At 68.3% G+C, this 26,006-nt stretch carries 26 protein-coding genes; 19 read left to right on the top strand and 7 right to left on the bottom strand.

The window, feature by feature from the left end; all coding sequences use genetic code 11:
- Window positions 1-2 precede the first annotated feature (2 nt).
- Both moeA and ADBZ6K_RS12940 read right to left on the bottom strand, forming a co-directional pair.
- Entirely contained in the window at window positions 3-1,199 is a 1,197-nt protein-coding gene (gene moeA, locus ADBZ6K_RS12945; RefSeq protein WP_526347256.1) for a molybdopterin molybdotransferase MoeA, read from the bottom strand.
- Between the two features lie 5 nt (window positions 1,200-1,204).
- Window positions 1,205-2,113: an SDR family oxidoreductase gene (locus ADBZ6K_RS12940; protein ID WP_526347173.1), complete on the bottom strand. Its 909-nt coding sequence runs from the start codon at window positions 2,111-2,113 to the stop codon at window positions 1,205-1,207.
- Between the two features lie 118 nt (window positions 2,114-2,231).
- On the opposite strand from ADBZ6K_RS12940, the gene ADBZ6K_RS12935 reads away from it, so the two are divergent.
- The 4 genes from ADBZ6K_RS12935 to ADBZ6K_RS12920 are packed head-to-tail and all read left to right on the top strand — an operon-like array spanning window position 2,232 to window position 5,568.
- Window positions 2,232-2,708 carry a PH domain-containing protein gene (locus ADBZ6K_RS12935; RefSeq protein WP_526347254.1) on the top strand — a complete coding sequence of 159 codons (477 nt, stop codon included), beginning with the start codon at window positions 2,232-2,234 and terminating at the stop codon, window positions 2,706-2,708.
- A 53-nt stretch (window positions 2,709-2,761) separates the two neighbouring features.
- Entirely contained in the window at window positions 2,762-4,159 is a 1,398-nt protein-coding gene (locus tag ADBZ6K_RS12930) for a PH domain-containing protein (protein WP_526347252.1), read from the top strand.
- A gap of 26 nt (window positions 4,160-4,185) precedes the next feature.
- The gene (locus ADBZ6K_RS12925) at window positions 4,186-5,001 is read left to right on the top strand and encodes an HAD-IIA family hydrolase (RefSeq protein ID WP_526347171.1); all 816 of its coding nucleotides are present in this window, start codon (window positions 4,186-4,188) and stop codon (window positions 4,999-5,001) included.
- Window positions 5,002-5,034: 33 nt separating this feature from the next.
- On the top strand, window positions 5,035-5,568 hold the full coding sequence (locus tag ADBZ6K_RS12920) for a hypothetical protein (RefSeq protein ID WP_526347169.1): 534 nt from the start codon (window positions 5,035-5,037) through the stop codon (window positions 5,566-5,568).
- On the opposite strand, the gene ADBZ6K_RS12915 is transcribed toward ADBZ6K_RS12920, so the two are convergent.
- Window positions 5,563-7,296, bottom strand: coding sequence for a DEAD/DEAH box helicase (locus tag ADBZ6K_RS12915; RefSeq protein ID WP_526347167.1), 1,734 nt, complete (start codon window positions 7,294-7,296; stop codon window positions 5,563-5,565). The two genes, ADBZ6K_RS12920 and ADBZ6K_RS12915, sit on opposite strands and share 6 nt — an antisense overlap.
- Window positions 7,297-7,593: 297 nt before the next feature.
- Between ADBZ6K_RS12915 and groL the strand changes: the two genes are divergently transcribed.
- Window positions 7,594-9,219, top strand: coding sequence for a chaperonin GroEL (gene groL, locus ADBZ6K_RS12910; protein WP_526347165.1), 1,626 nt, complete (start codon window positions 7,594-7,596; stop codon window positions 9,217-9,219).
- A 75-nt stretch (window positions 9,220-9,294) separates the two neighbouring features.
- Here groL and ADBZ6K_RS12905 read toward each other — a convergent pair whose 3' ends face one another.
- Complete coding sequence (locus tag ADBZ6K_RS12905) at window positions 9,295-10,035, bottom strand: hypothetical protein (RefSeq protein ID WP_526347163.1); 741 nt, start codon at window positions 10,033-10,035, stop codon at window positions 9,295-9,297.
- Between the two features lie 136 nt (window positions 10,036-10,171).
- Between ADBZ6K_RS12905 and ADBZ6K_RS12900 the strand changes: the two genes are divergently transcribed.
- The 6 genes from ADBZ6K_RS12900 to ADBZ6K_RS12875 all read left to right on the top strand — a co-directional run bounded on the left by ADBZ6K_RS12900 (window position 10,172) and on the right by ADBZ6K_RS12875 (window position 15,109).
- Window positions 10,172-10,561 (top strand): VOC family protein, encoded by a 390-nt coding sequence (locus ADBZ6K_RS12900; RefSeq protein WP_526347161.1) that lies wholly within the window; start codon window positions 10,172-10,174, stop codon window positions 10,559-10,561.
- A 50-nt stretch (window positions 10,562-10,611) separates the two neighbouring features.
- Window positions 10,612-11,130, top strand: a complete 519-nt coding sequence (locus ADBZ6K_RS12895; RefSeq protein ID WP_526347159.1) for a mycothiol transferase — start codon at window positions 10,612-10,614, stop codon at window positions 11,128-11,130.
- Between the two features lie 2 nt (window positions 11,131-11,132).
- Complete coding sequence (locus tag ADBZ6K_RS12890; RefSeq protein ID WP_526347157.1) at window positions 11,133-11,714, top strand: phosphatase PAP2 family protein; 582 nt, start codon at window positions 11,133-11,135, stop codon at window positions 11,712-11,714.
- A 52-nt stretch (window positions 11,715-11,766) separates the two neighbouring features.
- Window positions 11,767-13,275: an aldehyde dehydrogenase family protein gene (locus tag ADBZ6K_RS12885; RefSeq protein WP_526347155.1), complete on the top strand. Its 1,509-nt coding sequence runs from the start codon at window positions 11,767-11,769 to the stop codon at window positions 13,273-13,275.
- An 81-nt stretch (window positions 13,276-13,356) separates the two neighbouring features.
- A complete protein-coding gene (gene ppk2 / locus ADBZ6K_RS12880) occupies window positions 13,357-14,214 on the top strand; it encodes a polyphosphate kinase 2 (protein ID WP_526347250.1) in 858 nt (285 codons plus the stop codon).
- 40 nt (window positions 14,215-14,254) lie between these two features.
- Window positions 14,255-15,109, top strand: coding sequence for a hypothetical protein (locus ADBZ6K_RS12875; protein ID WP_526347153.1), 855 nt, complete (start codon window positions 14,255-14,257; stop codon window positions 15,107-15,109).
- On the opposite strand, the gene ADBZ6K_RS12870 is transcribed toward ADBZ6K_RS12875, so the two are convergent.
- Window positions 15,106-17,187: a prolyl oligopeptidase family serine peptidase gene (locus ADBZ6K_RS12870; protein WP_526347151.1), complete on the bottom strand. Its 2,082-nt coding sequence runs from the start codon at window positions 17,185-17,187 to the stop codon at window positions 15,106-15,108. The two genes, ADBZ6K_RS12875 and ADBZ6K_RS12870, sit on opposite strands and share 4 nt — an antisense overlap.
- Window positions 17,188-17,263: 76 nt before the next feature.
- On the opposite strand from ADBZ6K_RS12870, the gene ADBZ6K_RS12865 reads away from it, so the two are divergent.
- Genes ADBZ6K_RS12865 through ADBZ6K_RS12845 form a run of 5 tightly spaced genes read left to right on the top strand, consistent with a single transcriptional unit; the run spans window position 17,264 to window position 20,333 of the window.
- The gene (locus tag ADBZ6K_RS12865) at window positions 17,264-17,788 is read left to right on the top strand and encodes a DUF779 domain-containing protein (RefSeq protein WP_526347149.1); all 525 of its coding nucleotides are present in this window, start codon (window positions 17,264-17,266) and stop codon (window positions 17,786-17,788) included.
- A gap of 29 nt (window positions 17,789-17,817) precedes the next feature.
- Entirely contained in the window at window positions 17,818-18,096 is a 279-nt protein-coding gene (locus ADBZ6K_RS12860; RefSeq protein ID WP_526347147.1) for a putative holin, read from the top strand.
- Window positions 18,089-18,622, top strand: a complete 534-nt coding sequence (locus ADBZ6K_RS12855; protein WP_526347145.1) for a hypothetical protein — start codon at window positions 18,089-18,091, stop codon at window positions 18,620-18,622. Before ADBZ6K_RS12860 ends, ADBZ6K_RS12855 begins: the two co-directional genes overlap by 8 nt.
- Before the next feature lie 50 nt (window positions 18,623-18,672).
- On the top strand, window positions 18,673-20,067 hold the full coding sequence (gene lpdA, locus ADBZ6K_RS12850; RefSeq protein ID WP_526347143.1) for a dihydrolipoyl dehydrogenase: 1,395 nt from the start codon (window positions 18,673-18,675) through the stop codon (window positions 20,065-20,067).
- The gene (locus tag ADBZ6K_RS12845; RefSeq protein ID WP_526347141.1) at window positions 20,064-20,333 is read left to right on the top strand and encodes a hypothetical protein; all 270 of its coding nucleotides are present in this window, start codon (window positions 20,064-20,066) and stop codon (window positions 20,331-20,333) included. The genes lpdA and ADBZ6K_RS12845 overlap by 4 nt, the downstream gene beginning before the upstream one ends.
- Window positions 20,334-20,450: 117 nt before the next feature.
- Here ADBZ6K_RS12845 and ADBZ6K_RS12840 read toward each other — a convergent pair whose 3' ends face one another.
- Window positions 20,451-20,999, bottom strand: coding sequence for a carboxymuconolactone decarboxylase family protein (locus tag ADBZ6K_RS12840; protein ID WP_526347139.1), 549 nt, complete (start codon window positions 20,997-20,999; stop codon window positions 20,451-20,453).
- A gap of 77 nt (window positions 21,000-21,076) precedes the next feature.
- Entirely contained in the window at window positions 21,077-22,492 is a 1,416-nt protein-coding gene (ramB, locus tag ADBZ6K_RS12835) for an acetate metabolism transcriptional regulator RamB (RefSeq protein ID WP_526347137.1), read from the bottom strand.
- Between the two features lie 133 nt (window positions 22,493-22,625).
- On the opposite strand from ramB, the gene ADBZ6K_RS12830 reads away from it, so the two are divergent.
- The 3 genes from ADBZ6K_RS12830 (at window position 22,626) to ADBZ6K_RS12820 (ending at window position 26,004) form a co-directional block, all read left to right on the top strand.
- Entirely contained in the window at window positions 22,626-23,450 is an 825-nt protein-coding gene (locus ADBZ6K_RS12830) for an acyl-[acyl-carrier-protein] thioesterase (RefSeq protein WP_526347135.1), read from the top strand.
- A gap of 268 nt (window positions 23,451-23,718) precedes the next feature.
- Window positions 23,719-25,005 carry an isocitrate lyase gene (gene aceA, locus ADBZ6K_RS12825; RefSeq protein WP_526347133.1) on the top strand — a complete coding sequence of 429 codons (1,287 nt, stop codon included), beginning with the start codon at window positions 23,719-23,721 and terminating at the stop codon, window positions 25,003-25,005.
- Between the two features lie 138 nt (window positions 25,006-25,143).
- Window positions 25,144-26,004: a 3-hydroxyacyl-CoA dehydrogenase family protein gene (locus tag ADBZ6K_RS12820; RefSeq protein WP_526347131.1), complete on the top strand. Its 861-nt coding sequence runs from the start codon at window positions 25,144-25,146 to the stop codon at window positions 26,002-26,004.
- Window positions 26,005-26,006 lie beyond the last annotated feature (2 nt).

Raw genomic sequence — 26,006 nt, 5'->3', positions numbered from 1 at the left:
TTCTATGTAGTCAGATCCCACACCCGGACCGTCGTGCCCGCGCTGAGTGCATCGACTTCCTCGGGTATCTCCAGCAGGCAGTTGGCCGACGCCAGCCAGCGCAGGTGGTGGGAAGCCGGCGGTCCGTAACTGGTCACCGTTCCCGCGGCCAGGTCGGCAACGCCGCGCCGGAACTGACGTTTACCCAGGGGCGAGGTGAGGTCCTCGGTGAGCACGGCCGTGCGCCGCTGCCGGTCGGGGTTGGGCAGCCCCATCGCCGAACGCAGCGCGGGGCGCAGGAACACCTCGAACGACACGAGTGCGCTGACCGGGTTGCCCGGCAGCGTGATGATCGGGGTGCTGCCGAGCCGGCCCGCGCCCTGCGGCATCCCGGGTTGCATGGCGACCTTGACGAACTCGACCTCGGCGGTCAACGCATCCTTGACCACCTCGTATGCGCCCGCGCTGACCCCGCCGGTGGTGATGATCAGGTCGGCGTCACCGGTGTGGGTGGCCAGTGCGGCGCGGAACGCGGCGACGTCGTCGCCGATGGTCGGCGCCGCGACCACCTCGGCACCCGCCTCCCTGACCTCCGCGGCCAGCATCACGGCGTTGGATTCGTAGATCTGGCCGGGCCGCAGCGGGGTGCCCGCGGCGACCAGCTCCGTTCCCGTCGACATCACCAGCACCCGCAGCCGCGGGATCACGGTCAGTTCGCCCAGGCCCAGCGCGGCCGCCAGCCCCAGCGCGGCCGGGGTGACGACCTGCCCGGCACGCAGCACCGTGGTGCCCGCGGTGACGTCCTCGCCAGCGCGACGGATGTGCTGTCCGGGTCTGCTCGCTGCGCGGATCGCGACAGTGTCGACGGCTCCGTCCGTGGCCTCGACGGGGACGACGGCCGTCGCCCCGGACGGCACCGGAGCACCGGTCATGATCCGGTGGGCGGTCCCCGGTTTGAGGGTGAGCGTGTCGGTGCGTCCCGCGGGGATGTCCTCGGCGACGGGAAGCAGCACGGGCGTGTCGTCGCGTGCGCCTGCCACGTCGTCGGCCAGCACGGCGTAACCGTCCATTGCGGAGTTGTCGAACGCGGGCAGCGACAGCGGTGCGACGACCTCGGCGGCCAGCACCAGGCCGAGCGCGTCGGCCAGGGGGAGTGCCAGCGGCGGACGCGGGGTGAGCAGGCCTGCGACGACGCGCTGATGTTCTTCGACGGATCGCATGGTCGTCACACCGGGAACGTGACGCCGGTCAGCTGCTCGGAGACGGTCCACAGGCGGCGCTGGGCGTCCGGGTCATGCGAGCGTGCGGTCGATCGCACCTGCACCGGATCGCCGCGCCACTCGCCGAATCCGTCGGGGCCGTAATACTCGCCGCCCCGCACGTTCGGGTCGGTCGCCGCGCGCAACGTCGGCAGCGCACCCTTCTCCGCAGACTGCGCGACCAGCCCGATCGCGGGCCGCAGGAGCCGCGGCAGGGTGCGCATCAGGTCGGTGCCCGACAGGCCGGGGTGCGCCGCCACCGCGATGGTGGGCGCGTTCTTCGCGGCCAGCCTGCGCTGCAGCTCGTAGGTGAACATCAGGTTGGCCAGCTTCGACTGGTTGTAGGCGGCTACCCGGCTGTAGCTGCGCTCGGACTGCAGGTCGTCGAAGTGGATGTCGGCCCGCTGTTTGTGCGCGTTGCTGGCCACCGTGACCACCCGCGAGCCCTCGACCGGCAGCAGGTTCTCCAGCAGCAGCCCGGTCAATGCGAAATGGCCGAGGTGGTTGGTGCCGATCTGCAGCTCGAACCCGTCGGCGGTGGTCTGTTTGGGTGTGTACATCACGCCGGCGTTGTTGATCAGCAGGTCGATGCGCGGATAGGCGGCCTTGAGTTCCTCGGCGGCGGTGCGCACGGACTTCAGCGAACTCAGGTCGAGGCGCGCGACGACGACGTCGGCTTGCGGGCTGACGCCGGCGATCTTCGCGGCGGCCGCTTTCCCTTTGTCGGTGTCGCGCACCGCGAGCACCACTTTCGCTCCCCTGGCCGCCAACGCGCGGGCGGTGTCGTAGCCGAGGCCGGTGTTGGCGCCGGTGACGATCGCGATCCGGCCGGTCTGGTCTGGGATGTCGGCTTCGGTCCATGTGGTGGAGGCCATAGCCTCGAACATACGCAGAACATCCGCAGAACATGGTCAAGCTGACCCTGCTGGACGTCACAGCGCCGCCATAGCAGTGTGGGATCGTGCGTGCTGCATACGAGGTGTCCACCGAGTGATCGCCGAACCCGCACACCCGCCGAGCCGCAAAGCACCGCTGGTGTGGGCGCTTGGCGCGGCGATCCCCTGGCTTGTGCTCGCGGCGGCGCAGGTCGTCTGGCTGATCGTGGATCGGCGCCATCCGGCGTTGCACGCTGCCGCTGCAGCGGGCACCTTGCTGGCGGCGGTGGTGTTCGTCGCGGTGGTGCCGTTGTGGCGCTACCGGGTGCACCGGTGGGAGGTCACCCCGACGGCCGTCTACACCCGGTCGGGGTGGCTGATCCAGGAACGCCGGATCGCCCCGATCTCGCGCGTGCAGACGGTCGACACCCACCGTGGACCGCTGGACCAGGTGTTCGGTCTGGCCAACGTCACGGTGACCACCGCGTCGTCGGCGGGCGCGGTGCGGATCGTCGCGCTGGACTCCCACGTCGCCGATCAGGTGGTCGCCTACCTCACCGACATCGCCGCGATCGGGGAACAGGACGCCACGTGACGGTGCCCGTCGCCGATCCGGCCCGCGCCGGATGGCATCGCCTGAGTCCGCGCATGCTGCTTGTGCATCCGGTGCACGAGGTGCTGCAGCAGATCCCGCTGCTGGTCGGATCCGTGGTGCTGGGGTCGGCGACCGGCAACCCGATGTGGCTGGTCGCCGCGCTGGTCATGACGGTCGTGTTCGGCGTCGCGCGGTGGTTCACCACCGCCTACCGGATCGAGGCCGACGAGGTGGAACTGCGCACCGGTGTGCTGCAGCGCAAGGTGCTGTCGGTGCCGCGCAACCGGATCCGTTCGGTGTCCACCGACGCGAGGCTGCTGCACCGGCTGCTCGGCCTGACCGTGCTGCGGGTGAGCACCGGGCAGGAGGCCACCGGAGGCGGCGCCTTCGCCCTGGACGCGGTCGAGGCCGACGAGGTGCCCCGGCTGCGCGCCATCCTGCTGGCGGCGTCGACGGCCGGTCCGGCGACCGCGGCGCCGCGGCGCGAGCTGGCCCGCTGGCAGCCGTCGTGGCTGCGCTACAGCCCGCTGAGCTTCACCGGGCTGGCGATGATCGTCGGCGCGGTCGGCGTGGTGTACCAGGCGGGGGCGGGCTCGGTGCTGCACGAGTCGCGGCTGGCCAGGTTGGGCCTGGACACCGCCGAGCGGTTCGGCGTTGCCGCCACCGTGGCGGCAGTTGTTCTCGCGGTGGTCGCGGCCTCGGTGGTGCTTTCGGTGCTGCGGTCGTTGGTCACCTACGGCAACCTGGTGCTCTCCCGGGACAAGGAGACGCTGCACCTCGGGCACGGCCTGCTGCGGGTGCGCCAGCACACCTTCGACATGCGCAGGCTGCGCGGCGGCACCCTGCGGGAACCGCTGCTGGTGCGTGCCTTCGGCGGCGCCCGCCTCGATGCGGTGATGACGGGGGTGAACGGCGCGGGCGAGGCGTCCCTGCTGCTGCCACCGTGCCCGGCGGACACGGCGGCGCGGGTCCTCGCCGAGCTCATCGGGCGAGCCGACGTGGTGAGCGGCCCGCTGCACGGGCACGGTGCGGTGGCCACGCGCCGCCGCTGGATCCGGGCCCTCACCGGCCCGGTTCTGCTGCTCGCGATGCTGGTGGTGCTGGCAGTCCTGGGCTCGGTGCCGGTGTGGGTGTGGCCGGGGTTGGCGGCGCTGACGGTGTGTTGCGCGCTGCTGGCCATGGACCGGGCGCGGTCGCTGGGGCACCGGGCCGACGCTGCCTGGCTCGTCGCCCGCGCGGGCAGTGTCGAACGCAGGCGCGACTGTATCGCCACCGCGGGCATCATCGGCTGGACCGTGCGCCAGACGTTCTTCCAGCGCCGGGCAGGGCTGGCCACACTGATCGCCGCCACCGCCGCGGGGGTGAAGCGCTACCAGGTGGTCGACGTCCCGGTCGAGCTGGCCTGGGACATTGCGGCGGTCGCCACACCCTGGGCGGCCGAGTTGCGGTAGAGCGTCGGCCGTTTACTGTCTGCAGCATGGCTATCGGTGGAGTACTTCTCGACATCGATGGTGTGCTGGTCACCTCGTGGGAACCGATCCCAGGCGCGGCGGAGACCCTTCGGGTGCTGGCGGACAACCAGATCGCCCGCTCCTACCTCACCAACACCACGACGCGCACCCGTGCGCAGATCGCCCAGCTGCTCACCGACGCGGGGATGGACGTCGCGCCCGACGAGGTGATCACCGCCGCCGCGCTGACCGCGGCCTATGTGCGTGACCGCTATCCGGGCGCCCACTGCTTCCTGGTCAACAGCGGCCAGATCGCCGAGGACATGCCCGGCGTCGACATCGTCTACTCCAGCCAGTTCAGCGGCCCCACAGCGCCGGAGCCGCCCGATGTGGTGCTGCTGGGCGGGGCGGGCCCGGAGTACAGCCACCTCACCCTGAGCTGGGTGTACGACTGGATGGCCCAGGGCGTTCCCGTCGTCGCGATGCACCGCAGCACGGCGTGGACCACCACCGAGGGCCTGCGCGTGGACACCGGGATGTATCTGATCGGGATGGAGCAGACGTCGGGACGTAAGGCCACCGCGGTCGGCAAACCGGCGCCGGAGGGATTCCTCGCCGCCGCCGCCCGGCTCGGAGTCGATCCCGACGAGATGTACATGGTCGGTGACGACCTCAACAACGACGTGCTGGCCGCTCAGGTCGTCGGGATGACCGGGGTGCTGGTCCGCACCGGCAAGTTCCGTCAGGACACGCTGGATCGCTGGGCGGCCGACGAGTTCGCGATGCAGCCCAACCACGTCATCGAGTCGGTCTCCGATCTCCCGGAGCTGCTGGGCCTGTAGCCGTTCGCGGTTCTGGGTCACAATTGTCTCGTGGTGACGGTGCCGGCATTCGTCTGGCGAGGCGGATTCGGTTACCGGGCGCTGATTCTCGGCACCGCCGCGGGCGTCTTCTTCGGCGCGCTGGCCTGGCTCGACTCGGGCCTGTGGCTGGCCGGACTGTGTGTTCTGGTGATCCTCGGATTCGTCTTCGGCATCGCGATGGCACGTCGGATGGACCGCTACTGGCCCGGCGCCGGGGACCTCGACGGCGCGGACCGGGTCGCCGTCGTCCGGGCCGCGCGGCGCGGTGAGCGGGTCGCCGATCCGCGGCTTGCCGGCGCGGTGGCCGACTACGGCCGCGGACTGCACGCCGCCGCTGCCGGAGCGAAGCCGCGTCGCTGGCTGGTGTCGCTGGTGCTGGTCGGCGCTGTCGCCATAGCGCTGTGGGACAGCGTGTTCGGATCGGTCCGCGACGGTGTGGCATCGGGTGTCTACATGCTGCTGCTGGGGCTCGAGCTGTTCTGGTGGCCGACGCGGCAGGCTCGGCTGCTGGCCGATGCGGACCGGGCGGCGGCGCTGACGCTATAGCTCGCGGTGCAGCATCCGGACCGCCTCGATGCGGGACTGCAGCTGCTCGCGGGTGGCGGCCGCCACCGGGGGACCACCGCAGCGGCGGCGCAACTCGTTGTGGATCCAGCCGTGCGGTTTGCCCGACTTGTGATGGGTCGCCGACACCAGCGCGTTGAGTTCGCGGCGCAGTTCACGCAGCTGACCGTGGGTGGACGACACCACCGCCGGCCCCCCGCCTGCGGCCGTGCGCTTCTGCAGCTGCTCCTCCTGGCGGCGACTCAGCAGGTCGCGCATCTGGCCGGGGTCCAGCAGGCCGGGGATGCCCAGGTAGTCGGCCTCCTCGTCGCTGCCCGCCGGAGTCGCGGTGCCGAACGACGACCCGTCGAAGATCACCTGGTCCAGTTCGGCGTCGGCGCCCAGCGACGTGAAGGCCTTGTCCGGCTCGCACTTCTCGTCCTTGCGCTGCGCGGCCAGTTCGGCGTCGAGCGGATCCTCGTCGCCCTGTGACTCGCGGTGCGGTTTGCCCAGCACGTGGTCGCGCTGCGCCTCCAGCTCGCTGGCCAGCATCAGCAGGTTGGGCACCGACGGCAGGAAGATGCTCGCGGTCTCGCCCGGGCGCCTCGAGCGCACGAAGCGGCCGATCGCCTGCGCGAAGAACAGCGGCGTCGAGGCGCTGGTCGCGTACACCCCCACCGCCAGCCGCGGTACGTCGACGCCCTCGGACACCATCCGCACCGCGACCAGCCAGCGGCTGGTGCCCTCGGCGAACTGGCTGATCCGGGCGGAGGAACCCGGGTCGTCGGAGAGCACCACGGTCGGCGTCTCGCCGGTGATCGTGGTGAGCAGCGCCGCGTAGGCCCTCGCGGCCGTCTGGTCGGAGGCGATGATCATGCCGGCGGCGTCTGGGACGTGGTCGCGCTTCTGCCGAAGGCGGACGTCGGCGGCGGCGAGCACGGCGGGCATCCACTCGCCGGCCGGGTCCAGCGCGGTGCGCCACGCCCGCGTCGTCTGCTCGGCGGTGAGCGGCTCACCCAGCCGCGCCGAATGCTCCTCGCCCGCGCTGTCGCGCCAGCGGGCCTCCCCGGAGTAGGCCAGGAAGACCACCGGTCGCACCACCCCGTCGGCCAGCGCGTCGGAGTAGCCGTAGGAGTGGTCGGCGCGCGAGCGCATCAGGCCGTCGCCGTCGGGCGCGTAGGTGACGAACGGGATCGCGCTGTCGTCACTGCGGAACGGCGTCCCGGTCAGCGCGAGACGCCGGGTGGCGTCGTCGAAGGCCTCGCGGATCGCCTCACCCCAGCTCTTCGCATCGCCGCCGTGGTGGATCTCGTCGAAGATCACCAGGGTCTTGCGGTTCTCGGTGCGTACCCGGTGGCGGAACGGATGGCTGGCCACCTGGGCGTAGGTGACGACGACGCCGTGGTACTCCGAGCTGGTCTGCGCGTTGGAGTTGGAGAACTTGGGATCCAGGGCGATGCCGCTTCTCGCGGCGGCTTGGGCCCACTGCACCTTGAGGTGCTCGGTGGGCACCACCACGGTGAGCTGCTCGACGGTCCGCTCGGCCAGCAGTTCGGCGGCGACCCGCAGTGCGAAGGTGGTCTTACCCGAACCGGGGGTGGCCACCGCGAGGAAGTCGCGTGGTTTGACGGCCAGGTATTTGACCAGCGCCCGACGCTGCCAGCCGCGCAGAGCCGGCCCGGGAGTCGAGCCTGCGGCGGTGCCGGGAGCCGAGCCCGCATCAGCCCGCACCCGGACTCCTCTCTGGTCGGAATGCAGTCTAGGCCAACAGGTTCGGCGGACGCATATCCGCAGCCGACGGGTGGTTGCCCGACCCCGTGGTGCCGGCCCGGGTTATGCCGACAGTGAGCAACCTTGCACTCACCTGGGTCGAGTGCTAAGAATGCACTTGGCACTCGCGATCGGTGAGTGCCAGGTCGGGACGGTGAGGCACGGGGCCGCAACTGCGGAGCACACCCCAGCCGTCCGTCGCGGGCACTGAACCCGACCGACAGACGTGCATCCCCAATCCGGAGGAATCACTTCGCAATGGCCAAGACAATTGCGTACGACGAAGAGGCCCGTCGCGGCCTCGAGCGGGGCCTCAATGCCCTCGCCGACGCGGTAAAGGTGACGTTGGGCCCCAAGGGCCGCAACGTCGTCCTGGAGAAGAAGTGGGGCGCCCCCACGATCACCAACGATGGCGTGTCCATCGCCAAGGAGATCGAGCTGGAGGACCCGTACGAGAAGATCGGCGCTGAGCTGGTCAAAGAGGTCGCCAAGAAGACCGACGACGTCGCCGGAGATGGTACGACGACGGCAACCGTGCTGGCCCAGGCCCTGGTTCGCGAGGGACTGCGCAACGTGGCCGCCGGCGCCAACCCGCTCGGCCTGAAGCGCGGCATCGAGAAGGCTGTCGAGAAGGTCACCGAGACCCTGCTCAAGTCGGCCAAGGAGGTCGAGACCAAGGAGCAGATCGCTGCCACCGCCGGCATCTCCGCCGGTGACCAGTCCATCGGCGACCTGATCGCCGAGGCCATGGACAAGGTCGGCAACGAGGGTGTCATCACCGTCGAGGAGTCCAACACCTTCGGCCTGCAGCTGGAGCTCACCGAGGGCATGCGCTTCGACAAGGGCTACATCTCGGGCTACTTCGTCACCGACGCCGAGCGTCAGGAAGCCGTCCTGGAGGATCCCTACATCCTGCTGGTCAGCTCCAAGGTGTCCACGGTCAAGGACCTGCTGCCGCTGCTGGAGAAGGTCATCCAGTCCGGCAAGCCGCTGCTGATCATCGCCGAGGACGTCGAGGGCGAGGCCCTGTCGACCCTGGTCGTCAACAAGATCCGCGGCACCTTCAAGTCCGTCGCCGTCAAGGCTCCTGGCTTCGGCGACCGCCGCAAGGCGATGCTGCAGGACATGGCGATCCTCACCGGCGGCCAGGTCATCAGCGAAGAGGTCGGCCTGTCCCTGGAGACCGCCGACGTCTCCCTGCTGGGCAAGGCCCGCAAGGTCGTCGTCACCAAGGACGAGACCACCATCGTCGAGGGCGCCGGTGACACCGACGCCATCGCCGGCCGGGTGGCCCAGATCCGCGCCGAGATCGAGAACAGCGACTCCGACTACGACCGCGAGAAGCTGCAGGAGCGCCTGGCCAAGCTGGCCGGCGGTGTTGCGGTGATCAAGGCGGGCGCCGCCACCGAGGTGGAGCTCAAGGAGCGCAAGCACCGCATCGAGGACGCGGTCCGCAACGCCAAGGCCGCCGTCGAGGAGGGCATCGTCGCCGGCGGCGGCGTGGCCCTGCTGCAGGCCGCCCCGGCGCTGGCCGAGCTGAGCCTGACCGGTGACGAGGCCACCGGCGCCAACATCGTCAAGGTGGCGCTCGAGGCCCCGCTCAAGCAGATCGCCTTCAACTCGGGCCTGGAGCCCGGCGTCGTCGCCGAGAAGGTCCGCAACGCTGCGGCCGGCACCGGCCTGAACGCCGCGACCGGCGAGTACGAGGATCTGCTCAAGGCCGGCGTCGCCGACCCGGTGAAGGTCACCCGCTCGGCGCTGCAGAACGCGGCGTCCATCGCGGCGCTGTTCCTCACCACCGAGGCCGTCGTCGCCGACAAGCCGGAGAAGGCCGCCGCACCCGCCGGCGACCCGACCGGTGGCATGGGCGGCATGGACTTCTAGTCCGGTCTTCGAACACCACGGAAGAGCCCGGTCCCCTGGCGGTTTCAGGGAGGCCGGGCTCTTTCCTATCCCGGTTCAGTCCAGGCCGGCCAGGCGCTTCATCACCCGGGCGGTCTTGGACTCGTCGCCGTCGTCGATGACAAGGCCGACCGATTCCACCGCCTTCGTCAACTTCTGTTGTGCGGCGGCGGCGCCGAGTTCGCCGGTCTCGACGCGGATCGACAGTTCGAGAAAGTCCAGTCCCGCCACCGTCCACCGCTCGGCGACGACCTGATTCACAGCCTCGTGCACGTCGCCGACCGAGATGCCCTCCCACTTGACGGCCGCGATCGGTTTCAGCGCGGTGACCCCGCTGAGCGCGACGCCGATGTCAGCGGAGGCGGCCAGGAATGCCCGCTGCTGGTCGGTGAACACGTCGGCGATCTCCCCGCCGTCCAGTGCCCGGCCGATCGCCCCCGAATCCAGGTCGGCGCCGTGGGATGCGGCCAGCACCCGGCGCGATCGTGACCAGTCCCCTTCAATGCGGTAGTCGGGATCCAGCGGCCTGTTCCACGGACCGACCAGCTGCGAACGCCTGCACGGCCGCAGTTTGACCGTCGAATCCTCCTTAGTCTTTCCACCGTTCTTCCTGCGCCGCCGCAGCCGCAGCACGATTCCCGCGTTGAGCAGCGGCAGCGCGGGCCGGGCGCCCTCGGTGAGGTCCTCCAGGAACCACACCTCGCGCGGCTGACCGTCGCCGAGCCGCAACGCCGACAGCGCCTTGTCGACGTCGCCGGCGATGTTGACCTTGATCTCGATCGGTTCGGGTTGCGGCATGTCGGCCCTCCTCGTGCTGGTCCCGGCCCTGCGGGCGGGTGATTCGACGGTAGGCATCCGTGCGCATCCTGACGTGAGTAGCGCGGTACCCGAATCGTCACCGGATCGTGTCGGGGGTCCATGCCACGATGGCGCCGTGATCGATCACTTCGGAATCAACTGCGCCGACTATGCGGCGTCAACGCGCTTCTACGACACCGTGCTCGGGGTGCTCGGCTACACCCGCCAGATGGATGTGGGCCCTGCTGCCGGGTACGGGCGGGACGGCAAACCCGAGTTCTGGATCGCCGATGCGAGTTTCGGCGACGCCAACGGGCCAAATCGGGAGGTCCATGTGGCGTTCTCGGCGACCGGGATCGACGAGGTGCGGGCCTTTCACGACGCGGCCGTCGGCGCCGGTGCCGAATCCCTGCACGCGCCGCGGTTGTGGCCCGAGTACCACCCCGGCTACTACGGCGCGTTCGTCCGCGATCCCGACGGCAACAACGTCGAAGCGGTGTTCCACGGGGCGCAGCCCGCGGACTGACCGCCGCCGGGATCACCTGCCCGTTCAGTCTCCCGGGTAATTTTGAAACCATGGCCCACTCCGATGAGGCGGCGGTGCGCGAGGTGCTGCGCGACGCGTTCACCCGGTTGATCGAACATGTCCACGAGCTCACCGACGGGTTGACCGACGAGGCGTCGTTCTTCCGTCCCGCGCCGGGTGCCAACAGCATCGCCTGGCTGATCTGGCACAGCGCCCGGGTGCAGGACGCGCAGGTCTGCGATATCGCGGGTACCGAGCAGGTGTGGATCCGCGACGAGTGGGCTGAGCGCTTCGGACTCGATCTGCCCCGCGCGGACACCGGCTACGGTCACAGCGCCGACGATGTGGGCAAGGTGCGGGTGGGTGCCGACCTGCTCGCCGGCTATTACCACGCGGTGCACAAGATGACGCTGGAGTACATCGCGTCGGTGACCCCCGATGAGCTGGGCCGTGTGGTGGACACCCGGTGGAACCCGCCTGTCACGGCCAGCGTCCGGTTGGTCAGCATCATCGACGACTGCGCCCAGCACCTCGGTCAGGCGGCCTATGTGCAGGGGATCGTGAGCTGACGGTGTCGGTCAGCCGGTTCCTCGCATGGTGGCCCGCCATCGGGCTCTCGGCGATGGTGCTGCTCGGCTGGATGGTCGGCAAGGGATCCACGCCACTCGACGATGCGTTCCACGCGATCGACGTGTCCGGCTGGCGGCTGATGGTCGCGGTCGGCACCAGGCTATTGGCGGTCGTCTGGCTGGCCGCGATCGCGGCGGCGTTGTGGGGTAGGCGCTGGTCGCTGGCCGTCGCGGCCGCCGTCACCCCGCCGATCGCGGTCGCGGGCAGCCGCGTACTCAAGGTGCTGTTCGAGCGTGACCTCGACGGGGGCTTGGCCTACCCGAGCGGGCATGCCACCGCGCTGGTCGCGGTGTTGGGGGTGGCGGTACTGGTGTGCGGCGGGCGGGCCTGGGCACTGGCCGTGGCGACGGTATGCACGCTGGCCGGGATGTTCATCATCGGGTCGACATTCCACTACTTCACCGACACACTCGGTGCCCTGCTGTTGGCCACCTCGATGGTGTGTCTCGCCGCCCGGATGACGGGATGGCGGTCCACGACGGCCCGGCCCGACCCGGCCCTTCAGCCGGTCGAACAAACTTGACGCATGTCAACCCGACCGCGATGTGGGTCACATTCAGCGCTACCATGACCCCATGACCGACCTGGCTTCGTCCCCGACCGGCACCGTCCGCAACCCCGCGACCGGCGACGTTGCCGGAAAGGTGCACTGGACCGAACCCGCCGACGTGGCGCGCATCGCGGCTGGGCTGCGCCAGACGCAACGAGACTGGGAGACCCGCGGGGCCGACGGACGCGCCAAGGTGCTTGCCCGCTACGCGGTGTGGCTGGGCGAACACCGCGACGAGATCGAAGCGCTGCTGATCAAGGAGACGGGGAAATCGGCGGTCGACGCCGCCCAAGAGGTGCCGCTGCTGATCATGATCGCCTCGTACTACATCAAGACGATGAAGCGCGCCCTTGCGCCCGAGACCCGTCCGGCATCGCTGCCGGTCCTGTCGTTCAAGAAGGTCAGCGTGCACTTCCGGCCACGGCCCGTTGTCGGCATCATCGCGCCATGGAACTACCCGGTGGCCAACGCCATGATGGATGCCATCGCCGCGCTGGCCGCGGGCTGCGCCGTGCTGCTCAAACCCTCCGAGCGCACTCCGCTGACCGCCGAACTCTTGCTGCGGGGTTGGCTGGAATCCGGGGCGCCGGACGTGCTGGCGCTGGCCCAGGGCGCCCGCGAGGTGTCCGAGGCCGTCATCGACACCGCCGACTTCATCCAGTTCACCGGCTCGTGCGCGACCGGCGTGAAGGTGATGGAGCGCGCCGCGCGCAGGCTGATTCCGGTGAGCCTGGAACTCGGAGGCAAGGACCCGATGATCGTCCTCGACGACGCCGACATCGACCATGCCGCCCATGCCGCGGTCTGGGGCGCGATGTTCAACGCCGGCCAGACCTGCGTGTCGGTGGAGCGGGTGTATGTGCTCGAGCCCGTCTACGACCGGTTCGTTGCGGCTGTCGTACGCGATGTGCAGAACCTCAAGGTCGGTGCGGGCGAGGGGTACGACGTCGGCGCGCTCATCGACGACACCCAGGTGGCCGTCACCGAACGTCACATAGCCGACGCCAGGGCCAAGGGCGCCAGGGTGCTGACCGGTGGTCACCGGCCTTCAGGCCAGGGCAGCTTCTACCCGCCGACGGTGCTCGTCGACGTCGACCACTCGATGGCCTGCATGACCGAGGAGACGTTCGGCCCCACCCTGCCGATCATGAAGGTGTCGTCGGTGGCCGAGGCGGTGCGACTGGCCAACGACAGCCCGTACGGGCTGTCCGCCTCCGTGTTCTCCGCCGACGCCGAACGCGCCAATAACGTTGCGGTGCAACTCGATTGCGGAGCGGTCAATATCAACGACGTGATCTCCAACCTGATGTGCACCACCGCACCGATGGGCGGCTGGAAGACCTCGGGCATCGGCGCACGGTTCGGTGGCGCCGAGGGCCTTCGCAAGTACTGCCGCCAGGAGGCGATCATCTCCCAGCGCACCAACGCGGGCGGGGGCGGCATCTACTACAACAACTCACTGCGGGCGCGCAGGGCCATGAACAAGGTGCTGACGGGGTTGGCGCTGGTCCGTCCCCGGCGGGTGGCGAAATAACACACCGCCGATTCACCCGGACGTCACTTGGCCGTACGAATCGGCCGATACCTTCTGGCGGTGCTGAACGCTGCGGGCCACCTGTCGGGACCCACCACCACTTACACCGTCCGCGACGATGACGACGACGACCCGGTGCTGCTGTTGCAGCCCGGCGACCAGGTCGTCGACACCTGGCGGGAGAACTACCCGTACGACTCGCGGATGTCACGCACCGACTACGAAGAACAGAAGCGCCTGCTGCAGATCGAACTGCTCAAGCTGCAGAAGTGGAGTCAGGCCAACGGCCACCGGCACATCATCGTCTTCGAGGGCCGCGACGCCGCGGGCAAGGGTGGCACCATCAAACGCTTCATGGAGCATCTCAACCCGCGCGGCGCGCGCGTCGTCGCACTGGAGAAGCCCACGGAGAAGGAACGCACCCAGTGGTACTTCCAGCGCTACGTGGAACACTTCCCGGCCGCTGGGGAGATCGTGCTGTTCGACCGGTCCTGGTACAACCGCGCAGGTGTCGAGCGGGTGATGGGGTTCTGCACACCCAAGCAGCACGCCGAGTTCATCCGTCAGGTGGCACTGTTCGAGCAGATGCTGGTCAACGACGGCATCAGCCTGATCAAGCTGTGGTTCTCGGTGTCGCAGTCCGAGCAGCGCACCCGGTTCACCATCCGCATGGTCGACCCGGTGCGGCAGTGGAAGCTCTCACCGACCGATCTGGCGTCGCTGGACAAGTGGAACGAGTACACCGCCGCCAAGGAGGAGATGTTCGGGCAGACCGACACCGAGGTGGCGCCGTGGATCGTGGTCAAGAGCAACGACAAGAAGCGCGCCCGGGTCAACGCGATGCGCTATGTGCTCGGTAAGTTCGACTACGACAACAAGGACCACGACGTGGTCGGCCACGCCGATCCACTCATCGTGGGGCGCGCGCTGACGGATTGATCCCGCCGATAGCGCGTCCCGGCCCGACAGGAGGATGTGCGTGCGGTTCGTGGCGACGCTGTTGTTGTGGCTCGTCACGACGGTCCTGCTGGCGGCAGCAGTCCCCGCGGCGTGGGCGCAGAAGACGCTGATAGACCAGAACGGCTACGCCGCGTTCGCCGCCGAGGCGGCCAGGGATCCCCAACTGCAGCGCGCGCTGGCCGGCGAACTGAGCGGCCAGGTGGTGACGCTGGCGGCCCAGAACGGCGCCGACGTCAATCCCGCCCTGGTGCGGGTGATCGCCTCGGCGTACACGGCGAGTCCGTCGTTCCCCGGTCAGTTCGCGCAGGCCAACCGGTTCGCGCACCGGTGGGCGTTCACCGACACCATCAGCTCCGATCTCGACGCGCAGGGCCGCTGGGTCGTCGACCTGGCGCCCATGCTGGCGGACAACGCATTCGCACAAACCCTCAGCGAATTGAATGTGCAGGTGCCGCAGACGCTTCCAGTGCCGATGACGGAGAACGTGCCGGGTGCACTGCAGCCGGGACAGTTGCGCCCGCTGGCGACCTGGGGGCCGTGGGTGAGTGTCGGCGGTGCGATCCTCACCGGGGTGTTCGCGCTGCTGACCCTGGCCTCCGCACGCAGCAGGGGTAAGGCGTTGGCAGCGCTGGGGGTGTCTGCGCTGTTGGTCGGCGCGGCCGGCTGGGGCGGCCTCGAGGTGGGCCGCCGCTACGTCAACCGGGCGCTCAACACCACCAGCGGAGACGTCCGCCAGGCCGCCGACGCGATGGTCGGGCACGCCATCGGCAGCCTGCACCATTGGCTCAACCTCACGATCGCCGCCGGTGCGGCGCTGGTGGTGGTCGGCGCCCTCGTCGCGATGCTCGGCGGAGTGCGCCGGCGCGACCGCTAGCTTCCCGCCGGCGCCGCCAGCACCCGCCACAGGAACGAATACGCCAGCGCCGACGTGAATGCCGTCTGCGCATTGTCGGCGGCCCCCGCATGCCCGCCCTCGATGTTCTCGTAGTAGCGGACCCGGTGCCCCACTGCCTCCAGTGCCGCGGTCATCTTGCGGGCGTGGCCCGGATGCACCCTGTCGTCGCGGGTGGAGGTGGTCATGAGCAGGGCAGGGTAGCGGTCGTCGGCCGAAATATTCTGGTACGGCGAGTATTCGGAGATGAACGCCCAGTCGTCGGGATTGTCCGGATCTCCGTACTCGGCCACCCAGGACGCGCCGGCCAGCAACAGGTGGAAGCGCTTCATGTCCAGCAGCGGAACCTGGCAAACCAACGCGCCGAACAGCTCTGGGTATTCGGTCAGCATGATCCCCATCAGCAGGCCGCCGTTACTCCCGCCCTTCGCCCCGAGCTGCTCGACGGTGGTGATGCCCCGCTGGACGAGATCCGTTGCCACCGCTGCGAAGTCCTCGGCCACCAGGTGTCGGCCCTCCCGCATGGCCTGAGTGTGCCAGCGTGGCCCGTACTCCCCGCCGCCGCGGATATTGGCCAGCACGAACGTGCCGCCGCCGGCCAGCCACAGCCGGCCGAGCACGCCGCCGTAACCCGGTGTCTGCGCCACCTCGAACCCGCCGTAGCCGCTGAGCAGAGTCGGCCCGGGGCCGGCCGCGTCCCGGTGCCCCACCACGAAGTAGGGGATCGCGGTGCCGTCCGCCGAACTCGCGAAATGCTGTGTGACGGTGATGTCCTCGGCGTCGAAGAACGCTGGGGCACGTTTGATCTCGGTGAGCACCCCCCCGGCCGCCCCGTGCAGCAATCGCGACGGGGAATCGAAACCGCTTGAGTCCAAGAAGATTTCGTCGCCGAGATGGTCGGCCGCCGCGATCACGGTGTTGGTGTTCTCCGGGATGCCGGGCACCGGCTCGGCCACCCAGGATCCGGGGGTGACGATCTCGACGCGGCTGGCGACGTCGGCCAGCGTCACCACCAGCAACCGGTCACGTGTCCATGCGTAGTGGCCGAGGCAGGTGCGCTCGTCCGGGGCGAAAACGACTTGCAGCTCGGCGGTTCCAGCCAGGAACTCCTCGTAATCGGCTGCCAGCAACGCCCCCGCCGGATACGGGGTGCCCCGGTACTCCCAGTCGGTGCGCAGTTCGATCAGCAGCCACTCGCGATGGATCGAGACGGTGGCGTCGGTGGGCGCTTGGATGCGGACCCACCGGCCGTCGCGCAGTTCGCCGATTTCGTCGTTGAAGAAATCGACCGCGCGTCGCAGCAGGGTGCGCTCGAAGCCCGGCGTGTGATCCACCGACCCGGTCACGATCACATCGGTGACGTCGCCGCTGAAGATCGTCTCGGCGTCGGTCAGGGGCTGACCGCGCTTCCAGCGCTTCACCAAGCGGGGATAGCCGGATTCGGTGAGTGAGCCCTCGCCGAGATCGGTGCCGACGAGCAGCGTGTCGGCGTCCTGCCAGCTGATCATCGTCTTCGCCTCAGGCAGGATGAAGCCATCGTCGATGAATTCCCTTGTCCTCATGTCGAATTCGCGGATCACCGTGGCGTCCGAGCCGCCGCGGGACAGGCTGATCAGCGCGAGGGTGTGGTCGGGTTCGAGGACGTCGGCACCCGCCCATACCCAGTTCTCGCCGTCGGCGGCGGCCAGCTCGTCGACGTCGATGAGGACATCCCAGTCGGTTGTCTGCTCTTCGCGCGAGCGCTCATCGGTGTTGTCGGCGCGGTAGCTGTCCAGCGTCGTGCGGCGCCACAGTCCCCGGGGGTTGGCCGCATCGCGCCAGAAGTTGTACAGGAAGTCCCCGCGGCGGCGGACGTACGGGATGCGCGCATCGGTGTCGAGCACCTCGAGCGCCTCGGCGCGCATGGTCTCGAAGCGCTCGTCGCACAGTTCGGCCAGCGTGGGGTCGTTGTGGGCGCGAACCCAATCCAGCGCACGGTCGCCCGTGATGTCCTCGAGCCAGAGGAAGGGGTCGCCCGTCTGATCGGCGCCTGTCTGTTCGGTGCCTGTCTGTTCGGCCATGCCGACATTGTCGCGGCGCCGGTAGTGTGAGCGCTATTACACCTCGCCGAGCGAGGACCGAAAGAGGGGACAGACCATGAGCGCGCCTCCCCGTGCACTGATCACCAGGGCCGCCGCCGACCTGCTGGGCCGGCTGCAGAACCGCCACGGTGACCTGATGTTCCATCAGTCCGGCGGCTGCTGCGACGGTTCCTCGCCGATGTGCTATCCGGCGGGTGAGTACATCGTCGGTGACCGCGACATCCTGCTCGCCGTCCTCGACGTCGGTGGTGCCGACGCGAGGAGCAAAGGAATCTTCGGCGTCCCGGTGTGGATCTCGGGATCGCAGTTCGAGACGTGGAAGCACACCCAGCTGGTCATTGACGTCGTGCCCGGACGCGGCGGCGGTTTCAGCCTGGAATCCCCGGAGGGGATGAGGTTCCTCAGCCGCGGCCGCGCGTTCACCGACACCGAGAACGACGCGCTGGCCCAGCACCCCCCGATCACGGGTGCCCGCTACGCCGACGGCGAACGTCCCGCCCAGACGGGCACGCTGATCGTCGCGGAAGCGCAGGACGCCTGCCCGATACCTGCGGGGCGCGCCGCGAGCGTGCAGGGGTAGCGGGCCGTCTGCGCGTTATCGTCTGAGGTGTGATTCCTCTTCCGCGCGCATGGGTGCTGGCCAGCGTGATGCTGGTCGGTCTGGCGGTCGGGCACGTCGCAGGCATCTCCGCGACCCTGCTCGTCAACGCCGCGGTGCGCCCGGACCTGGTGATCGCGCTCGTCGTCGCGGTGCCCGGCGTCACCGGGCTGCTGACGATCCTGTTGTCGGGGCGACGCTGGGTGACGGCTCTTGGTGCCTTCATCCTCGCCATCGCCCCGGGCTGGCTGGCCGTCCTGGTGGCGATCGAGGTGGTGAACGGTGGCTGACGCGGAATCGCCCAACATCGACGAACCGACGGCGCCCTACACGCCGGCCTTCGACACCGGAGGCTTCGACCGTCCACGTGATTCGGCGAGCTCCATGGGTGCCCTGGCCGCCGGGATTGAGTCGACCGGTGAGCAGGTACTTGTCCTCGATCGTGACCCCCTGATCGAACGTGAGGCGCCGGAGCCGATCGTGATCCCGGCGAAGCCCGTCGTCGTGCCCGGCCACGATCAGGTGCTCAGGCGCTGGGTCTTCGTCCTCGTCCTGGCCGGTGTGTGGGCCGCCGGGGCGGCCATCGGGGCGGGTTTCTACTACTGGTGGTTCCAGTCCTTGGCAAAGACACCCGCGGTGTTCGGGCTACTGCTCTACCTCATCGCCTGCGCCGTTGGTGGCGTGCTGACCGCCCAGACGCCGAACCGGCCCCGCGTCACCGCCCTGGCGATCGCGGTGATGTCCGCGCCGCTGGCGACCACGGCGGGTGCGGCCGCGCTCTACGGCGCGTACGTGTTCGGCTGGGTCGCGCCCTGACAGGCGGATTGCCCCGCACTCGGCAACATCGCCCCATTAGGGTATAGCGCGTGACTCACTATGACGTCGTCGTACTTGGAGCCGGCCCCGGCGGATATGTCGCGGCCATCCGTGCCGCCCAACTGGGCCTGAAGACCGCCATCGTCGAACCCAAATACTGGGGCGGCGTTTGCCTGAACGTCGGATGTATCCCGTCGAAGGCGCTGCTGCGCAACGCCGAACTCGCCCACATCATCACCAAGGAAGCCAAGGTATTCGGCATCAACGGGGAGGCCAAGCTGGAATTCGGCGCCGCCTTCGACCGCAGCCGCAAGGTCGCCGAGGGCCGGGTCGCCGGCGTGCACTTCCTGATGAAGAAGAACAAGATCACCGAGATCCACGGATACGGCAAGTTCACCGACGCCAACACGGTCGTAGTGGACCTCAACGAGGGCGGCACCGAGACGGTGACCTTCGCCAACGCCATCATCGCCACCGGCAGCAGCACCCGGCTGGTCCCGGGCACCGCGCTGTCCGAGAACGTCGTGACCTACGAGAAGCAGATCCTGACCCGCGAACTGCCCGGCTCGATCATCATCGCCGGCGCGGGCGCCATCGGCATGGAGTTCGCGTACGTACTGAAGAACTACGGTGTGGACGTCACCATCGTGGAGTTCCTGCCCCGGGCGCTGCCCAACGAGGACCCCGAGGTGTCCAAGGAGATCGAGAAGCAGTACAAGAAGCTCGGCGTCAAAATCCTGACCGGCACCAAGGTCGAGTCAATCGACGACGACGGCAGCCAGGTCACCGTCGAGGTCAGCAAGGACGGGAAGTCCGAGGAACTGGTCGCCGACAAGGTGTTGCAGGCCATCGGCTTTGCGCCCAACATCGACGGGTTCGGCCTGGAGACGGCGGGAGTCGAGCTCACCGATCGCAAGGCCATCGCGATCGACGACTACATGCGCACCAACGTGCCGCACATCTACGCCATCGGCGACGTCACCAGCAAGCTGCAGCTCGCCCACGTCGCCGAAGCGCAGGGCGTCGTCGCCGCCGAGACCATCGCGGGAGCGGAGACCCTCACGCTGGGCGACTACCGGATGATGCCGCGGGCGACATTCTGCCAGCCCCAGGTGGCCAGCTTCGGGCTCACCGAGGAGCAGGCGCGCAGCGAGGGTTACGACGTCAAGGTGGCGAAATTCCCGTTCACGGCCAACGGCAAGGCGCACGGCCTTGGCGACCCGACCGGCTTCGTCAAGCTCATCGCCGACGCGAAGTACGGCGAACTGCTGGGCGGTCACCTGATCGGTCCCGACGTGTCCGAACTGCTGCCGGAACTGACGCTGGCCCAGAAGTGGGATCTGACGGTCAACGAGTTGGCCCGCAACGTCCACACCCACCCGACACTGTCGGAGGCGCTTCAGGAATGCTTCCACGGCCTGGCCGGCCACATGATCAACTTTTGAGAAGCACGCTCGTCGCGGGGGTCGGCGGCTTGGTTGTCGGCCATATCCTCTGGTTGCTTGCGATCTCCGTCGCGATGGGTACGAGAACCGTCAACGGGTGGGTTCTGGTCGTTGCTGCGGGGTCGCTGGCAGTCTGCGCACTCGGGGTTGTGCTGGGGTTGTCGCGCTACCGTCAGAACTCCAACGCGTGGGCGGCGTTCCTGTGGTGTCTGCCGGTGTGTCCGGTGATCTTCTCGGCCGCGGTGCTCGGCGCCACCTACCTGTAGGTCGCTTCGCCCCGTCGCCGGTGTCACCTCCACCGCGAGATCTGCAGCAGGGCTTTGCTCTGTCGAGGTGAACGACCCTGGCGCAGAGCTCGGCGTGCGGTCGGCAGTCGCGGCGTGTCAGTCGGGGAAGTCGAGCGGGATCTCCAGCGTGGATATGGTCGCCGCGAGCCCGTCGTATTGGGCGGCGAGCATGCAGAACTCGATGAGCTGACGCCGGCTGAAGTGGCCCGCGAGCGCGGTCCACGTCTCGGGTGAGACGCCGCGGGTGATCACGAACTCGTCGGTAGCCGCGATCAGCGTGCGCTGACGGTCGGTGAGCCCCTCGGCATCGGGTCCTTCGAATATCTTCGCCTGCAGCTGTGCGTCGAGGCCCCGGCTGCGGGCCAGCCTTCGATGCTGCTGCAGCTCGTATTCGCAGCGTCGCAGGTGGGCCACCCTCAGGATCACCATCTCGGCGTCGCGGCGGGACAGTCTGCCGACGTAGAGCAGATAGCCGCTGACCGGCAGGAACGACCACATCAGGCGGCTGTGCACACCGAGCGTGGTGAGCAGATGCATCTCCGGCGCGCGCACCCGGCGGGCGGCGAGCTTGCAGAACACCCAGGTGACCGGGCCGAGCTCACGCAGCGTGCCGGTGGTGGGGATGCGGGACGGTTCTATCGTCATCGTCGGCTCCTCATCGTTGGCTCCTCGCGCAAGCGCTCGTCGTCATCGTCGGCTCCTCGCGCAAGCGCTCGTCGTCGTCACGGCTGCCTGACCAGATACGGCGACACCGTGCTGCGGTGCTCGTCGAGATCCAGCGCGCGGCCCAGCGCGGGGAAGGCCCGCTGCGGACAGTTGTCACGTTCGCACACCCGGCAGCCCGCGCCGATCGGGATGGCGTTGTCACCGGACAGGTCCAGGCCCTCCGAGTAGACCAGCCGGTGGGCGTGGCGCAGTTCGCAGCCCAGCCCGATCGCGAACGTCTTCCCCGACTGGCCATAGCGTGACGCGCGGCGCTCGATGGTCCGCGCCACCCACATGTAGTTGCGTCCGTCCGGCATCTGGGCGATCTGGACGAGGATCTTGCCCGGGTTGGCGAATGTCTCATAGACGTTCCACAGCGGACAGGTGCCGCCGCTGGAGGAGAAGTGAAAACCGGTGGCGGACTGGCGCTTTGACATGTTCCCCGCCCGATCGACCCGTACGAACGAGAACGGCACCCCGCGCATCGACGGCCGTTGCAGCGTGGACAGCCGGTGGCAGATCGTCTCGTAGCTGACCGAGTAGAACGCCGAGAGCCGCTCCACGTCGTAGCGGAAACTGTCTGCGACGTCGTGAAACTGCCGGTACGGCAGCATCGTGGCGGCCGCGAAGTAGTTCGCGAGTCCGAGACGCGCCAGAGTGCGGGATTCGTCGCTGGTGAACATGCCCTCATCGACCTGCGCATCGATGAGGTCGCCGAACTCCAGGTAGGCCAGTTCGGTGGCGAGCTTGAATGCCTGCTGGCCGCCCGAGAGATGTGCGCTCATGTCGAGCGTGTTGGTCTCCCGGTCGTAGCGGTGCAGCACCGTGTCGCCGAGGTCGGTGCGCTTGACGATCCGCACGCCGTGCACCCGTGCCAGGCGTTGCGCGATGTCACCCGCAAGGTCGCCGCGGTGCAGCCGCATCCGAAGCGTCAGGTCCTCGGCGGCGGTGTCCAGTTCGTGCAGATAGTTCTGCCGCTGGTAGAAGTAGTCGCGGACCTCCTCGTGCGGCATGGTGATGGCGCCGGTCCCGCTGCCGTCGTTGAATCGGTTCTCGGTCACGGCGGCCAACCGCGCCGCGGTGATGCGGTAGCGGCGGTGCAGGTTGACGATCGCCTTGGCGAGATTGGGATGAGCGCCCACCACTTCGGCGACCTCGCCCATGTCGACTTCTACACCCAGGTCGCGGTCCAGCGTCACCTCGCGCAGCTCGGCCACCAGCCGGGTGTCGTCCTGCGATGCGAAGAAGGTGGCGTCGACGCCGAATACCTCGGTGATCCGTAACAGCACCGACACCGTGAGGGGTCGCACGTCGTGCTCGATCTGGTTGAGGTAGCTCGGGGAGATCTCCAGCATCTGGGCGAGCGCGGCCTGGCTGTAGCCACGTTCGCTGCGCAGCTGGCGCAACCGTGACCCGACGAACGTTTTTGCCACGTCTGCCAACCTAACAACAATGCGAAGGCGACATTCGCATAGTTGGCAGACTGGGGCCTGTGCGGCGTCGTTCCGGCTGCCTGGCATGATCTCGGTGGCAGGATTCGGGGCGAGGCCCGGGGAGGTTGTGGGGATGTCCAGCAAATCGACGGTCGCCGGCAGCGGGCTGGCGAAGGTCATGATGCCGGTACCCGACCCGCATCCCGACGTCTACGACACCGAATGGCCGCTGCGGGTCGCCGACATCGACCGGGAGGGCCGGCTGCGGTTCGACGCCGCGACCCGCCACATCCAGGACGTCGGGCAGGACCACCTGCGACAGCTGGGTTTCGAGGAAACCCATCCGCTGTGGATCGTGCGGCGCACCATGATCGACCTGATCAGGCCCATCGACTTCCAGGACACGCTGCGACTCCGGCGCTGGTGCTCGGGCACCTCCAACCGCTGGTGCGAGATGCGGGTGCGCATCGACGGCAAGCGCGGCGGCGGGCTGGTGGAATCGGAGGCCTTCTGGATCAATATCAATAGGGAGACCCAGGGTCCGGCCCGGATCTCCGACGACTTCATCCAGGGCCTGCAGCGCACCACCGACGTCGGCCGGCTGCGGTGGAAGGCTTACAACGCGGCGGGCAGTCGCGAGGATGCGTCCGAGGTCCGCGAGTACCCGGTCCGGGTCACCGACATCGACCTGTTCGACCATATGAACAACTCCGTGTACTGGAGTGTGGTCGAGGATTACCTCCACAACACCCCCGAGCTGCTGAGGGCACCGCTGCGGGTCACCATCGAGCACGACGCCCCGGTGGCGTTGGGGGACAAGCTGGAGATCATCTCCCACATCCATCCGCCGGGATCCACCGACCAGTTCGGGCCGGACCTCGTCGATCGGAGTGTTATCACGCTCACATATGCGGTCGGCGAAGAAACCAAGGCCGTCGCCTCCATCTTTGCCCTCTGAGTCACACGTTATAGCAGTACGACCGTACTGACCTGCGGCTTTGTGTTACTGACGGGTAGCTACTGAAACGGTCAAGTTCTGATGCATTAGCAAAGTTCGCAAGTTGGCTGCGAAGTTTGGCGAAAATTTGCAACAGAAACGGGTGGACCTGCGGATATGACGTGTGCGATTGTCGACCTAGCAGATCGCCGAAGTCGCTGGGCCATTAACAACTAGTGAGACCGCAATGACCCAGCGACTTGACAAGAAAATTGAAGGAGTTAAGTCAATGTCGACCGTTGGCACGCCCAAGTCCCCGGAACAGATCCAGCACGACTGGGACCACAACCCGCGGTGGAAGGGCATCACCCGCACCTACACCCCGCAGGATGTCGTCGCGCTGCAAGGACACGTCGTCGAGGAGCAGACACTGGCCCGGCGCGGCGCCGAGGTGCTCTGGGAGCAGCTGCACGACATGGAGTTCGTCAACTCGCTCGGTGCGCTGACCGGCAACATGGCCGTGCAGCAGGTCCGCGCCGGCCTGAAGGCCATCTACCTGTCGGGTTGGCAGGTCGCCGGTGATGCGAACCTGTCCGGCCACACCTACCCCGACCAGAGCCTGTACCCGGCCAACTCGGTGCCGCAGGTGGTCCGCCGCATCAACAACGCGCTGCTGCGCGCCGACGAGATCGCCAAGGTCGAGGGCGATCGCTCGGTGGACAACTGGCTGGTGCCGATCGTGGCCGACGGCGAGGCCGGCTTCGGTGGTGCGCTCAACGTCTACGAGCTGCAGAAGGCGATGATCGCCGCCGGTGTCGCCGGTTCGCACTGGGAGGACCAGCTGGCCTCGGAGAAGAAGTGCGGCCACCTCGGTGGCAAGGTGCTGATCCCGACCCAGCAGCACATCCGCACCCTGACCTCCGCCCGGCTGGCGGCCGACGTGGCTGACGTGCCCACCGTCGTCATCGCCCGCACCGACGCCGAGGCCGCCACGCTGATCACCTCCGACGTCGACGAGCGCGACCAGCCGTTCATCACCGGTGAGCGCACCAAGGAGGGCTTCTTCCGGGTCCGCAACGGCCTGGAGCCCTGCATCGCCCGCGCCAAGGCCTACGCGCCGTACTCCGACCTGATCTGGATGGAGACCGGCACCCCGGACCTGGAGCTGGCCAAGAAGTTCGCCGAGGGCGTCAAGAGCGAGTTCCCCGACCAGATGCTGGCCTACAACTGCTCGCCGTCGTTCAACTGGAAGAAGCACCTCGACGACGCCACCATCGCCAAGTTCCAGAAGGAGCTCGGCGCGATGGGCTTCAAGTTCCAGTTCATCACGCTGGCCGGCTTCCACGCGCTGAACTACTCGATGTTCGATCTGGCCTACGGCTACGCCCGCAACCAGATGAGCGCCTACGTCGAGTTGCAGGAGCGCGAGTTCGCCGCCGAGGAGCGTGGTTACACCGCGACCAAGCACCAGCGCGAGGTCGGCGCCGGCTACTTCGACCGGATCGCCACCACCGTGGATCCCACCAGCTCGACCACCGCGCTGACCGGCTCCACCGAAGAGGGCCAGTTCCACTGACGTTGGTTCACGGCTGAGAGCCCCGCCCAGAACGTTGGGCGGGGCTCTTGCTATGAAACATCCATGCGATTTCGGCGCGCTAATCGACGCTGAGCGCACGAAACCGCGCCGAAATCACCGACGGGAGGATGGCAGCACATGAGCGAGTCAATCGAACGGGTCGGCGTCATCGGCGCCGGACAGATGGGCGGCGGCATCGCCGAAGTGTGCGCCAAGGCCGGGGCGAACGTGCTCGTGTACGAGCCGACCGAAGAGCTGACGGCGGCGGGCGAGAAGCGCATCACCACGTCGCTGCGGCGGGCTGCCGACAAGGGCAAACTCAGCGAGGCCGACTTCGACGCGACGGTCGCCCGGCTGGCGTTCACCACCACCCTGGCCGACCTCGTCGACCGTCAGCTGGTCATCGAGGCGATCATCGAGGACGAGAAGGTCAAGACGAAGCTGTTCAGCGATCTCGACGCGATCGTCACCGACCCCGACGCGATCCTGGCGTCGAACACCTCGAGCATCCCGATCATGAAGATCGCCGCCGCCACGAAGAATCCGGGCCGGGTGCTCGGCCTGCACTTCTTCAATCCCGTCCCGGTGTTGCCGCTCGTCGAACTGATCAGCACCCTGGTGACCAGCGAGGACGCATTGGCACGCGTCGAGACGTTCGCCGGTTCGGTGCTGGGCAAGCAGGTGGTGCGCTGCACCGACCGGTCGGGATTCGTGGTGAACGCGCTTCTGGTGCCCTACCTGCTCTCCGCGATACGGATGGCCGAGGGCGGCTTCGCCACCGTCGAGGACATCGATAAGGCCGTCGTGGCCGGGCTCTCGCATCCGATGGGTCCGCTGCGGCTGTCGGACCTGGTCGGACTGGACACGCTCAAGCTCATCGCCGACAAAATGTTCGAGGAGTACAAGGAACCGTTGTACGGCCCGCCGCCGCTGCTGCAGCGCATGGTCGAGGCGGGAATGCTCGGCAAGAAATCGGGCAGGGGCTTCTACACCTACTGAGC

This window comes from Mycobacterium sp. (assembly GCF_044223235.1).
In the GTDB taxonomy this organism is placed as follows: Bacteria; Actinomycetota; Actinomycetes; order Mycobacteriales; family Mycobacteriaceae; genus Mycobacterium.
This window is presented reverse-complemented; position numbering and strand designations above follow the sequence as displayed.